This window comes from Streptomyces sp. NBC_00414, from assembly GCF_036038375.1.
In the GTDB taxonomy this organism is placed as follows: domain Bacteria; phylum Actinomycetota; class Actinomycetes; order Streptomycetales; family Streptomycetaceae; genus Streptomyces.
Window position 1 is genome coordinate 7,640,863 of record NZ_CP107935.1, and the last position, 12,994, is coordinate 7,653,856.

At 69.4% G+C, this 12,994-nt stretch carries 11 protein-coding genes; 8 read left to right on the top strand and 3 right to left on the bottom strand.

What is annotated here, in order from left to right:
- Positions 1–60: 60 nt before the first annotated feature.
- The gene (locus OHS59_RS33185; protein WP_328497035.1) at positions 61–933 is read right to left on the bottom strand and encodes a glycerophosphodiester phosphodiesterase; all 873 of its coding nucleotides are present in this window, start codon (positions 931–933) and stop codon (positions 61–63) included.
- Positions 934–1,210: 277 nt separating this feature from the next.
- Here OHS59_RS33185 and OHS59_RS33190 point away from each other — a divergent pair, with 277 nt between their 5' ends.
- From OHS59_RS33190 to OHS59_RS33220, 7 genes are all read left to right on the top strand, one after another.
- Positions 1,211–2,071 (top strand): MHYT domain-containing protein, encoded by an 861-nt coding sequence (locus OHS59_RS33190; protein WP_328497036.1) that lies wholly within the window; start codon positions 1,211–1,213, stop codon positions 2,069–2,071.
- Between the two features lie 40 nt (positions 2,072–2,111).
- Positions 2,112–4,244, top strand: a complete 2,133-nt coding sequence (gene uvrB / locus OHS59_RS33195) for an excinuclease ABC subunit UvrB (protein ID WP_328497037.1) — start codon at positions 2,112–2,114, stop codon at positions 4,242–4,244.
- 140 nt (positions 4,245–4,384) lie between these two features.
- The gene (locus OHS59_RS33200) at positions 4,385–4,963 is read left to right on the top strand and encodes a TerD family protein (protein WP_055615261.1); all 579 of its coding nucleotides are present in this window, start codon (positions 4,385–4,387) and stop codon (positions 4,961–4,963) included.
- Between the two features lie 54 nt (positions 4,964–5,017).
- Positions 5,018–7,057: a TerD family protein gene (locus tag OHS59_RS33205; protein WP_328497038.1), complete on the top strand. Its 2,040-nt coding sequence runs from the start codon at positions 5,018–5,020 to the stop codon at positions 7,055–7,057.
- A gap of 342 nt (positions 7,058–7,399) precedes the next feature.
- On the top strand, positions 7,400–8,413 hold the full coding sequence (locus OHS59_RS33210; RefSeq protein ID WP_328497039.1) for a TerC family protein: 1,014 nt from the start codon (positions 7,400–7,402) through the stop codon (positions 8,411–8,413).
- Positions 8,414–8,541: 128 nt separating this feature from the next.
- On the top strand, positions 8,542–8,844 hold the full coding sequence (locus tag OHS59_RS33215; RefSeq protein WP_328497040.1) for a hypothetical protein: 303 nt from the start codon (positions 8,542–8,544) through the stop codon (positions 8,842–8,844).
- Positions 8,845–9,024: 180 nt separating this feature from the next.
- Positions 9,025–10,125, top strand: a complete 1,101-nt coding sequence (locus OHS59_RS33220) for a calcium:proton antiporter (RefSeq protein ID WP_328497041.1) — start codon at positions 9,025–9,027, stop codon at positions 10,123–10,125.
- 124 nt (positions 10,126–10,249) lie between these two features.
- Here the strand turns inward: OHS59_RS33220 and OHS59_RS33225 are convergent, their stop codons facing one another.
- Positions 10,250–11,569 (bottom strand): MFS transporter, encoded by a 1,320-nt coding sequence (locus tag OHS59_RS33225; protein ID WP_443061537.1) that lies wholly within the window; start codon positions 11,567–11,569, stop codon positions 10,250–10,252.
- 206 nt (positions 11,570–11,775) lie between these two features.
- Between OHS59_RS33225 and aroQ the strand changes: the two genes are divergently transcribed.
- Positions 11,776–12,249 carry a type II 3-dehydroquinate dehydratase gene (gene aroQ, locus OHS59_RS33230; RefSeq protein ID WP_328497043.1) on the top strand — a complete coding sequence of 158 codons (474 nt, stop codon included), beginning with the start codon at positions 11,776–11,778 and terminating at the stop codon, positions 12,247–12,249.
- Between the two features lie 7 nt (positions 12,250–12,256).
- Here aroQ and OHS59_RS33235 read toward each other — a convergent pair whose 3' ends face one another.
- Positions 12,257–12,985 (bottom strand): amino acid ABC transporter ATP-binding protein, encoded by a 729-nt coding sequence (locus OHS59_RS33235; RefSeq protein WP_328499450.1) that lies wholly within the window; start codon positions 12,983–12,985, stop codon positions 12,257–12,259.
- Positions 12,986–12,994: the final 9 nt, after the last annotated feature.

Below are 12,994 nucleotides of genomic sequence, written 5' to 3' on the forward strand. Positions count from 1 at the left end.
GGCGCGGACGTGTACGAGCGAGCGTCCGTGCCACCGGCGACGGGCTGTCGGCCGGTGTGCTCAGCCCTCGTGCAGAGCCTTCCGCACCACGTCGGGCTTGTTCGTGATGATGCCGTCCACGCCGAGGCCCGCGACGCGCCGCGTGTCCGAAGGGGTGTCGACGGTCCAGGTGAAGATCTCCAGGGGCTTGTCGTGCGGCCCGTCGAGCGCGTGGATCGCGGCGACGTATCCGAGGGAGATCGTCGTGTGCGACGAGTTGATCTGATCGGCGAACCGCGCGTACGCGGGCAGTTCCGCGACCGACGGAGTGCCGAGGAACCCCGTCTTGACGTCGGGCCGCAGAGCGTGCACCTTACGCACACTGTCCGCGCTGAAGCTCTGGATCACGAGCTTGCTCCGTACGTGGGCCGGGCCCAGCCAGCCCTCGTTGCTGAGGGTCCTGAGGGTCTCCCGCTCGATGCCCGGGTACAGCTCGGGGTTCTTGATCTCCAGGACGAGCTTCTGGTGGTTGCGCGACACCCGGTTCATGTACTGCTTCAGCGTCGGGACGCGCGCGCCCGCGTAGCGGGGGCTGAACCAGCTGCCCGCGTCCAGGCGGGCGATCTCCGCGGCGGTGAAGTCCTTCACCTTCCAGGGGGCCCGCCCGGGGAAGACCTCCTCCACATCGGTCGTGCGGGCCAGGCTGTCGTCGTGGATCACGACGAGCCGGCCGTCCTTGGTGCGCTGGACGTCGTTCTCGACCCAGCGGAACCCGAGACGGGCCGCTCGGTCGATGGCGGCGAGTGTGTTCTCAGGGGCTTGCGCCGAGGCTCCGCGGTGTGCGATGACCAGGGGCTGGTCGGTGCTCACGGCTGCGTGAGCGAGGGGGGCGGGGAGAACGACGGCGGCTCCCAGGAGCGCGGTGGTCGTGGCGGCGGCAGCGCGCGCGTGCATGCGTACTCCTAGCGTCTGCGATCACGGACGGTCCCAGAGTGACAGCAGGGGGTCAACTTCAGGGGGGTACAGGATGGCCATAAATTGAATGGAGTTGCCCAAGTCCGATCACGCGTGCCGCACAACTGGGGCAAGGTCGTGATTCTTTGCCGGAAAATCGTTCGACCGTTCAGGTGCGAGTCATACTCTCTGCGACAACCCTGGTCGCTGCGGCGCTCCTGGGGCGGGGGCGTTTCACGGAATTCCGGGATGTAACAGGGCGGAAAGGCAACCGCGCATGCAGGGCACGGTCGACGGATTCAGCTACGGACTCGTCACGCCACTCGTGGCGTACCTGATGGCGTGCCTCGGCGGAGCGCTCGGTCTGCGCTGCACCACGAGGTCGATGCTCGTCACCCGTTCCTGGCGCCCGGGCTGGCTCGCCCTCGGGTCCGCGGCGATCGGCTCCGGCATCTGGACCATGCACTTCATCGCCATGATGGGGTTCTCCGTCCAGGAGACCCCGATCAACTACGACATGCTGATGACCTTCGCGAGTCTCGGCGTCGCGATCGTCATGGTCGGCGTCGGGATCTTCATCGTCGGATACCGGGGAGCCTCCGGAACAGCCCTGTTCACAGGGGGCACCATCACCGGACTCGGCGTCGCTTCCATGCACTACCTGGGTATGGCCGGAATGCGGCTCAACGGGAAGCTCGAGTACAACACCTTCACCGTCGCCGCTTCGGTCGTCATAGCCGTCGCCGCCGCGATCGCGGCCCTGTGGGCGGCGGGCCAGGTCCGCGGCTTCCTGTGGAGCGTGGGCGCGAGCCTCGTCATGGGCCTCGCCGTCAGCGGCATGCACTACACGGGAATGGCCGCACTCAGCGTCCACCTGCACGGCGCCACCAGCGCCCCCTCAGGGGACTCGCCCGCCTCCCTGCTGGCGCCCCTGATGATCGGCCCGCTGGCCTTCCTGCTGCTCGCCGGCGTCGTCGTGATGTTCGACCCGCTGATGGTCATGGGCAAGCCCGACTGGAGTGCCGCCGAGCAGAAGCCCGGCATCCCGGCCCACACCGTCCACCACACCGGTCGCGGGCACGTGCCCGGCCCGCGCTCCCGCCACCACGACGATTCCCGGACCCCGCAGAACTGGTGAGAGGACCCCGTTGTCAGTGCGGGGTCGTACGGTTGATTCCATGCGGCCCGTATCCAAGATCGAACGCACGGTGGCGCCTTTCGAGGTCGTCAGTTCCTACCAGCCCAGCGGCGACCAGCCCGCTGCCATCGCCGAGCTTGAGCGGCGCGTCCTCGCAGGTGAGAAGGATGTCGTCCTCCTCGGCGCCACCGGCACCGGAAAGTCCGCGACCACCGCGTGGATGATCGAGAAGCTTCAGCGCCCTACCCTCGTGATGGCGCCGAACAAGACGCTGGCCGCCCAGCTGGCCAACGAGTTCCGCGAGCTGCTGCCGAACAACGCGGTCGAGTACTTCGTCTCGTACTACGACTACTACCAGCCCGAGGCCTACGTCCCGCAGTCGGACACCTACATCGAGAAGGACTCCTCGGTCAACGAGGAGGTGGAGCGACTGCGCCACTCCGCCACCAACTCGCTGCTCACCCGCCGCGACGTCGTCGTGGTCGCCTCGGTCTCCTGCATCTACGGCCTGGGCACGCCGCAGGAGTACGTGGACCGCATGGTCAACCTCAAGGTCGGCGACGAGATCGACCGCGACGACCTGCTCCGCCGCTTCGTGGACATCCAGTACACGCGCAACGACCTGGCCTTCACCCGCGGCACCTTCCGCGTCCGCGGCGACACCATCGAGATCTTCCCGGTCTACGAGGAGCTGGCCGTCCGCATCGAGATGTTCGGTGACGAGATCGAGGCCCTCTCCACGCTGCACCCGCTCACCGGCGAGATCATCACCGACGACCAGCAGCTGTACATCTTCCCGGCCACCCACTACGTCGCAGGGCCCGAGCGCCTGGAGCGCGCCGCCAACGACATCGAGAAGGAGCTGGGAGAGCGCCTGTCCGAGCTGGAGAAGCAGGGCAAGCTCCTGGAGGCCCAGCGGCTGCGCATGCGCACGACGTACGACCTGGAGATGCTCCGCCAGATCGGCTCCTGCTCCGGCGTCGAGAACTACTCGATGCACTTCGACGGCCGCGAGCAGGGCTCCCCGCCGAACACGTTGCTCGACTACTTCCCGGACGACTTCCTGCTCGTCATCGACGAGTCGCACGTCACGGTTCCCCAGATCGGCGCGATGTACGAGGGCGACGCCTCCCGCAAGCGCACCCTCGTCGACCACGGCTTCCGGCTGCCCTCCGCCCTGGACAACCGCCCCCTGAAGTGGGAGGAGTTCCAGGAGCGCATCGGACAGGCCGTCTACCTGTCGGCGACACCCGGCAAGTACGAGCTCTCGCGCGGGGACGGCTTCGTCGAGCAGATCATCCGCCCCACCGGCCTCATCGACCCCGAGGTCGTGGTCAAGCCGACCGAGGGCCAGATCGACGACCTGGTGCACGAGATCCGCAAGCGCACCGAGAAGGACGAGCGCGTCCTCGTCACCACGCTCACCAAGAAGATGGCCGAGGACCTCACCGACTACTTCCTCGAAATGGGCATCCAGGTCCGCTACCTGCACAGTGACGTCGACACCCTGCGCCGGGTCGAACTGCTGCGTGAGCTGCGCGCCGGTGAGTACGACGTCCTCGTCGGCATCAACCTCCTGCGGGAGGGCCTCGACCTGCCCGAGGTCTCCCTGGTGGCGATCCTCGACGCCGACAAGGAGGGCTTCCTGCGCTCCGGCACCTCGCTGATCCAGACCATCGGCCGCGCGGCGCGCAATGTGTCCGGTCAGGTCCACATGTACGCCGACAAGATCACCCCGGCGATGGAGAAGGCCATCGACGAGACCAACCGGCGCCGGGAGAAGCAGGTCGCGTACAACACGGAGCGGGGTATTGACCCCCAGCCCCTCCGCAAGAAGATCAACGACATCGTGGCGCAGATCGCCCGCGAGGACGTCGACACGGAGCAGCTGCTCGGTTCGGGCTACCGCAAGGCGAAGGACGGCAAGAACGCCAAGGCCCCCGTGCCCGCACTGGGATCCAAGGCGGGCAAGGGAGCCAAGTCCGCCAAGGACAAGGCGAGCGTGCCGACCGACCGCCCCGCGGAGGAACTCGCCGGGCAGATCGAGGAGATGACGCAGCGGATGCGCGCGGCCGCCGCGGACCTGCAGTTCGAGATCGCCGCACGGCTGCGTGACGAGGTCTCGGAGATGAAGAAGGAGCTGCGTCAGATGAAGGAAGCCGGTATCGCCTGACGTCCGGGCCGCCGCACAGTGTTGCAAGACCGACACAAAGTGTGCACCGGGCTTCGAGGCTGTCAGTGGCTCTGCGTAGGGTTGCTGGTCAACCGCAGGATTCTGCGGCAACAGGGGACAGTCCGAGAAGGGAACAGCGCGTGACGGTCAACATGACCAAGGGTCAGGCCATCAGTCTGCAGAAGAACGACGGAGGCACGCTGACCGCGGTGCGCATGGGGCTCGGCTGGCAGGCAGCCCCGCGACGTGGCCTGTTCGGTTCTCGTACGCGCGAGATCGACCTCGACGCGTCCGCCGTGCTGTTCGCGGACAAGCAGCCGGTCGACGTGGTGTTCTTCCGTCACCTCGTCAGCGACGACGGCTCCGTGCGGCACACCGGTGACAACCTCGTCGGCGGTGTGGGCCAGGGCGGCGACGACGAGGCGATCCTCGTGGACCTCGCGCGCATCCCGGTCCACATCGACCAGATCGTCTTCACCGTGAACTCGTTCACGGGCCAGACGTTCCAGGAGGTGCAGGACGCGTTCTGCCGTCTGGTCGACGAGACCAACGGCCAGGAGCTGGCCCGCTACACCCTGGCCGGCGGCGGACAGTACACCGCGCAGATCATGGCGAAGGTCCACCGCGCGGGCGCGGGCTGGCAGATGACCGCCCTTGGTACGCCTGCCAACGGCCGTACCTTCCAGGACCTGATGCCGGCGATCCTGCCGCACCTCTAGACAGCCCGGCCGGCGCGGCGAGCAGCACACGAGTACACAGGGGGAACGAAGGCGATGACGGCTGAGCTGGTCCGGGGGCAGAACCACCCGCTCTCCCAGGCCCGACTGGAGATCCGGGTGTCGGCCGGCAAGCCGATCGTGGCCGGGGCCACGCTCAGCGACGAGCGGGGCCAGGTGCACGGCGTCGAGTGGGTGGCCCATCCGGGCTCACCCACTCTGCCGGGCATAGAGGTGTCCAAGCAGGCGGCGGCCGATCACCGGCTCGCGTGCGACCTGGACGCCCTGCCGGAATCCGTGCACCGGATCAGCGTGCTGCTCGCCCTGCCGTCCGGAGTGGGCGGTCCGGTCCGGTTCGGAGCCGTCGCCGCCCCCTTCGTCGCGGTCACCGGGCTCGACGGCTCCGAGGTCGCCAGCTACACGGTCACGGGGCTCGACATCGAGTCGGCCGTCGTCGCACTGGAGCTCTACCGCAGGCAGGGCGCCTGGAAGGTCCGCGCGGTGGGTCAGGGGTACGCGGGCGGTCTCGCCGAGCTCCTCACCGACCAGGGTCTTCCCCAGGCCCGCCAGCTCGCGGGCAGCATCAACGAAGCGGTCGTCCAGGGCCTCGCCCGCTCGGTGTCCGCGCCGCCGCCGCGCGCGGCCGAGGGCGACCGCTCCCGGCACGCCGCGACACCCGCGCTGGGGCAGGACCAGGGCGGATCGACGTCTCCCGACGTGTCCGGCCAGGGAGCACCGCAGCACGGCCACCCCGGCGGCCAGGGATCCACGACGCCCGGCGCCGGATCCGGGGCGCCGCAGTCCGGCTATCCCGCGGCCTCCGCGTCGGCGGACCCGTCCGCCGTCACCCAGCCCGGCGGCCCCGGAGCCGGTGGCCCCGTCAACTACAGTCACCCCGGCCGGCAGGCCGCCGCGCCGCCTCCGCCCGCGCCGACCGCACCCCCGGCCCAGCCGGGTCAGCACGCGCAGCCCGTGGCGGGCGACGCGACCGGCTGGTCCATGGAGGAGCGCCTCTACAACCAGGTGTGGGGCATGTTCGAGGACCTGGCCCGCACCACGGCCGCGTACCGCAGCGCGGTCGACTTCGCCGAGTCGCGTATGGAGCAGGAGCTCGACAAGGCTCTGTCCGACCCGCGCGCCAGGATCGGCGGCCAGGGCGACGCCGCCCGCGAGGCGGCCCGCGGCAAGCACGCCGAGCTGGTCGACCGGGCCAGGCAGGCACTCGACCGCGACCTCGCCCAGCTCACCGCCGAGGCCGAGGTCGTCGAGCCCGCGCTGCCACCCGCGTTCGCACGCTGGGACAATCCCGCCTGGCACGGCTACCGGGTCCCGATGGAGATCCCCATGGCGGTGCGTCTGGGCGATCTGCACCTGCCCGAGAGCGCCGGCCTGAGCATTCCGATGCTGGTGCGGCTGCCGCTCGAGCGCGGACTGTGGATCGACAGCGGTCGTACCGGATCCTTCGACGGTTCGATAGCGGACTCCGACGACCTGCGCCGCCTCGCCATGGACACGGCCGTGGCACACGCGGCCCGGCTGCTCGCCGTCTATCCGGCGGGCGAGTACACCGTGCACGTCATCGACGCGGCGGGTTCGGCGGCCTCGTCCCTCGCGCCGCTCGTGAGCACGGGGGTGCTCGGATCCCCGCCCGCCGTCGGCGCCGCGGGAGTGACCGAGGTACTGGCCCGGCTGACACAGCGGGTCGACCTGGTGCAGATGGCCATCCGCGGCGGGGCGGCCGACTCGCTGCCGCCCGACCTCGACCCGGCCGAGCAACTGCTGATCGTCAACGACTTCCCGCACGGCTTCGACGACCGTGCCGTCACCCAGCTGCGCTACCTCGCGGACGAGGGCCCGGCCGTCGGTGTGCACCTCATGCTGGTCGCCGACCGGGAGGACGCGGCCGCGTACGGGCCGTTGCTCGACCCGCTGTGGCGATCGCTGCTCCGGCTCACTCCGGTGCCCGACGACCACCTCGCCGACCCATGGGTCGGGCACACGTGGACGTACGACCCCTCGCGTGTTCCGCCGGGCAGTCAGGTGCTCCAGCACGTCCTCACCCAGGTCGCGACCGCCCGTCGCTCCTGGAACCGCTGAGGTCCGCCGTGCTCACCCGCTGAGGTCCTTCGGGGCCCACCCGCTGAGCCCCGGCAGGCTCTACTCAGCTTTCCCAAGACTTCGTCAACCGCCCTGACCAGGGAACTTGGCCTGTCTTTTACTAATCTCTTTACCTTTCCTTGGTGATTGGGGTACTGTCGTTAGTGCGGAGGGGAGTACTCCCTACCTACTGCGACGTACCCGTCAATACGGATCCGGCCGGATCCCGGGGCGTCGGCCCGAGTAACACCGGACGCATCACGCGCCCCGGACGCACCGGGTGGAAGAGACCTCCAGCAGCGACGACGCTGACATTTGCCGTTACGAACTGCCGGAGGCGCAGTGGATGTTTCCGTGACCCTTTGGGTCCTGACGATCGTGGGCCTCGCGGCCCTTATCGGGGTCGATTTCTTCATCGGCCGCAAGCCGCACGACGTATCCATCAAGGAAGCCGGGATCTGGACGATCGTCTGGATCGTCCTGGCCGCACTGTTCGGACTCGGACTGCTTCTCTTCTCCGGCGGCCAGCCCGCCGGTGAGTTCTTCGCCGGCTTCATCACCGAGAAGTCTCTGAGCGTCGACAACCTCTTCGTCTTCGTCCTGATCATGGCGAAGTTCGCGGTTCCCACGCAGTACCAGCAGCGTGTGCTCCTGGTCGGTGTGCTGATCGCCCTCGTCCTGCGTGCGATCTTCATCGCCGCCGGTGCCGCGATCCTCGCCAGCTTCGCGTGGGTCTTCTACATCTTCGGCGCGTTCCTCATCTACACCGCGTGGAAGCTGATCCAGGAAGCCCGCGCCGACGACGAGGACGAGGAGTTCGAGGAGAACCGCCTGCTCAAGGCAGCCGAGCGCCGCTTCGGTGTCGCCGACCGCTACCACGGCACCAAGCTGTGGATCCAGCAGAACGGCAAGCGGGTCATGACCCCGATGCTGGTCGTGATGCTCGCGATCGGCACCACCGACGTGCTCTTCGCACTCGACTCGATCCCCGCGATCTTCGGCCTGACCCAGGACCCGTACATCGTCTTCACGGCCAACGCGTTCGCGCTGATGGGCCTGCGGCAGCTGTACTTCCTCATCGGCGGACTTCTCAGGAAGCTGGTCCACCTCAGCTACGGCCTGTCGGTCATCCTCGGATTCATCGGCATCAAGCTGGTGCTGCACGCGCTGCACGAGTCGGGCGTCCATGTCCCGGAGATCTCCATCCCGGTCTCGCTCGGCGTGATCTGCGGCGTCCTCGTGATCACCACGATCACCAGTCTCATGGCCTCCAAGAAGCAGGCGGCCGAAGAGGCGCAGAAGGCCGAAGGACCCCGGACGGGCGAAGGGTCCGAGAAGGACAGCATCGACGTCTGACCGCGTCGGACGTAGAAACAACCAGCACCGGGAGCGACGCTCGGCGAATTGCCGACCGCCTCTCCCGGTGCTTGCTTGTGTGCTGAGAGGTCCCCGGCCCGGGGACGCCCGGCCGAGTGGAGGCACCCATGAAGTTCGCGCAGATCATCGACTTCGAGACCGAGCGCATCGACGAGATGCGAGAGCTGGTCAAGGAGGCCGAGAAGCGCTGGGCCGGCCGCAGCGGCGGCCCCACGCACCGCATGGTCCTGCAGGACCGGAACACCCCCAATCGCCACCTCGTCGTCATCGAGTTCGAGTCGTACGAGGACGCGATGCGCAACAGCGCGGCCCCTGAGACGACCAGGATGGCGGAGCGGATGGCAGCGCTGTGCAGCCGCCCTCCGCAGTTCACCGACTGCGACGTACGTGAGTCGTCCGAGCTGAAGTAGCGCGGGCGCACACAGCGGCAGGGGCCACGGGCGCGGCCGCCACTGGCGCGGCCGCAGCCAGGGACTTGGCTCGGGCTTCGGGCGCGCTCGAAGCCGCTCGGTCGGCCGCCGTCCATGTACTGGGGCCCCGCGCCGTTTTGCCGGAGTGCGGGGCCCGGGTGTGCCTGCGACGATCGCTGCATGATCGTTCGGCTCCGGTCACTCGCGACGCAGTGGACGGCCGTCGTGCCCGTGATCGCGATCGTCCTGCTGGCCCTCACCTGGGGACGTGGCCTGCCCGGCGCGGTCGTCGCCCTGGTCACGCTGGTGCTGGCGGGTGCCGTACTGGCCGCGGTCCACCACGCCGAGGTGGTCGCCCATCGGGTGGGGGAGCCCTTCGGCTCGCTGGTGCTCGCCGTCGCCGTCACGATCATCGAGGTGGCGCTGATCGTCACCCTCATGGCGGACGGCGGGGACAAGAGTTCCACGCTGGCCCGGGACACCGTTTTCGCGGCCGTGATGATCACCTGCAACGGCATCGTCGGCCTGAGCCTGCTCGTCGCCTCCCTGCGGCACGGCCTGGCCGTCTTCAACGCGGAGGGCACCGGCGCCGCCCTCGCGACCGTGGCGACCCTGGCGACGCTCAGCCTGGTGCTGCCGACCTTCACCACCAGCAAGCCGGGACCGGAGTTCTCCACGGCCCAGCTCACCTTCGCGGCCCTCTCCTCTCTCGTCCTGTACGGCATGTTCGTGGCCACCCAGACGGTGCGGCACCGCGACTACTTCCTCCCGATCACCCGGCAGGGAGAGGTGATCGACGCGGACGACCACGCCGACATCCCCTCCGCCAGGACCGCCATGACCAGCCTGGGGTTCCTCGGCCTGGCACTCGTCGGCGTGGTCGGCCTCGCGAAGGGCGTCTCGCCCACCATCGAGTCCGGGGTGGAAGCGGCCGGAATGCCGCACTCCGTGGTCGGCGTGATCATCGCCCTGCTCGTGCTGCTCCCCGAGACGATCGCCGCACTGCGCTCCGCCCGACGCGACCGCGTGCAGACCAGCCTGAACCTCGCCCTCGGCTCGGCGATGGCGAGCATCGGCCTGACCATCCCGGCCGTGGCCGTCGCGTCCATCTGGCTCTCCGGGCCGCTCGTTCTCGGCCTGGGCGCGACCCATATGGTGCTGCTCGCGCTGACCGTGGTGGTCAGCTCCCTCACGGTGGTCCCCGGCCGGGCGACCCCGCTCCAGGGCGGCGTACATCTGGTGCTGTTCGCGGCGTATCTGGAGCTCGCGATCAATCCGTGAGACCCGCGTAAACGCTTGCGCAAGCGTTTACGCGCAACGTGATCCCGACACGGCCCGCAGCCAGCCAGCCAGCCAGCCAGCCAGCCAGCCAGCCAGCCAGCCAGCCCGGCCCGCTCAGCTCCCCTCAGCCCGTGACCCGTTCGGCCGCGGCCGGTTCCACTGCCGCCGTCTTCACGAACCGTGTCTCCGGGAGCAGCGCGAAGCAGCTCAGGCTGAGCAGCGCGATGCCCGTCAGGTAGGCAGCCACACCCCAGGGGACCCGCCCGCTCTGGTCGGCGATCGCGGTCGCCACGATCGGGGTGAGCGCACCCCCGAGCACCCCGCCCAGGTTGTAGCCCACCGCCGCCCCCGTGCAGCGCACCCGTGGCTCGTACAACTCCGGCAGATACGCGGCGATCACGGCGAACATCGTCACGAACGCGATCAGCGCCACCAGGAAGCCGAGGAACATCAGCAGCGGTTCGCCGGTCGACAGCAGCGCGATCATCGGGAACATCCACAGGGCGGAGCCCGCGCAGCCGGCCAGGCACAGGGGCCGCCGTCCGTACCGGTCGCTCAGAACGGCCACCAGGGGAGTGAGCGCGCCCTTGACCACGACGGCCGCCATGATGACGGCCAGCATGACGGTGCGGCTCACCCCTAGCCGCTCGGTCGCGTAGGCGAGGGACCAGGTCGTCACCGTGTAGAACAGCGCGTATCCGACGGAGAGGGCTCCGGCCGTCAGCAGGACGAGCCGCCAGTGGCCGCGGACCACCTCGACGAGCGGCACGCGCGCGTGCTCCCGCATTTCGAGGAATTGCGGGCTCTCGGCGAGCGAGGAACGCAGCCACAGTCCGGCGGCGGCGAGCACGCCCGCCGCCCAGAACGGCACCCGCCAGCCCCAGGACGCGAACTGCGCGTCGGTGAGCGTCGCCGACAGTGCCAGCATCACGCCGTTGGCGAGGACGAACCCCAGTGCGGGGCCGATCTGGGGGAAGCTCGACCACAGTCCGCGACGGTCGGCGGGAGCGTGCTCCGCGGTCAGCAGCACCGCCCCGCCCCACTCCCCGCCGAGCCCGAGCCCTTGCAGGAAGCGCAGTACGAGGAGCAGCACGGGAGCGGCCACGCCGATGGACTCGTACGTCGGTACGCAGCCGACCGCGACGGTCGCGACGCCGGTCAGCAGCAGGGAGGCGACGAGCACGGGCCGCCGTCCGTGCCGGTCCCCGATGTGCCCGAACAGGACCGAGCCGAGGGGCCGCGCGACGAACCCGACACCGAAGGTCCCGAAGGCCGCCAGGGTCCCCGCCAGCGGCGAGAACGTGGGGAAGAACAGGGGGCCGAGGACGAGCGCGGCGGCCGTCCCGTAGACGAAGAAGTCGTAGAACTCGATGGCCGTTCCGGCGAGTGCCGCGGCCGCGAGTCGCGGCATGGAAGGGGGCTTTACTGTGCGTGCACGGTCCATGCAGCGTCAACCACCCACTGTCACCATGAGTTACGGGGCGCGCGGGGGCCCGGCCGGCATCGGTACGTCACCGTCACGCGCCGGGCAGGCGGTCGGCGGCGCGATCGGCAGCCCAGGGGCTCGTCAGGCTGTCGGTGCACCGTGATAGACCGGGTCCGAGCAGCGGTCCTGAACGGGCCGAACCATCCGATCGGACCGGAGGAACCGTGCCCCGCACCCTCGCCAACGCCCCCATCATGATTCTCAACGGGCCCAACCTGAACCTGTTGGGCCAGCGGCAGCCGGAGATCTACGGTTCCGACACCCTCGCCGACGTCGAGGCGTTGTGCGCCAAGGCGGCGGCCGGGCACGGCGGGACGGTCGACTTCCGGCAGTCCAACCACGAGGGCGAACTGGTGGACTGGATCCACGAGGCACGCCTCGCCCACTCCGGCATCGTGATCAACCCCGGCGCCTACTCGCACACCTCCGTCGCGATCCTGGACGCGCTCAACACCTGCGACGGCCTGCCCGTGTTGGAGGTCCACATCTCCAACATCCACCAGCGCGAGGAGTTCCGGCACCATTCGTACGTCTCCCTCCGCGCCGACGGTGTCATCGCGGGCTGCGGTGTGCAGGGGTACGTGTTCGGGGTGGAGCGGGTCGCGGCGCTGGCGGGAACGGGCCGTGCGGAGGCCTGACGGCTGTTCAGAGCCGTCCCGCCTCCACGATCCGGCGCAGAAAGCGCCGCGTGCGCTCCTCCCGCGGTTCGCCGAAGACCTCCTCGGCCGTGCCGCGCTCCAGTACGACGCCGCCGTCGAGGAAGCAGATCTGGTCCGCGACATCGCGGGCGAAGCCCATCTCGTGCGTGGCCAGCACCATGGTCATGCCGTCCTCCTTCAAGTCCCGGACGACGTTCAGGACTTCACCCACGAGTTCGGGGTCGAGGGCGGCGGTGACCTCGTCGAGGAGCAGCAGCCGGGGGCGTACGGCCAGGGCGCGGACGATCGCGGCCCGTTGCTGCTGGCCGCCGCTCAGCCGGTCCGGGTACTCGCCGGCCTTGGTGCCGAGCCCGAGCCGGTCGAGCAGTTCACGCGCGCGTGCCTCGGCCTCCGCCCGGTCCAGGCCGTGCACGCGGCGCGGGGCGAGCGTGACGTTCTCCAGGACGGTCATGTGCGGGAAGAGGTTGTACGCCTGGAAGACCACGCCGATACGGCGGCGCACGGCGTCCTGGTCGGCCCGCGGGTCGGTGATCTCCTCGTCGTCCAGCCAGATGGCGCCGTCGTCGATCTCCTCCAGGAGGTTCGCGCAGCGCAGCAGTGTCGACTTGCCGGAGCCGGAGGCCCCGATCAGCGCCGTCACCGTGTGCGGAGCGACCTCCAGGTCGACGTCACGCAGCACGACCGAGCTGCCGAAGGTCTTGCGGACGGCCTCCATGCGCAGCAC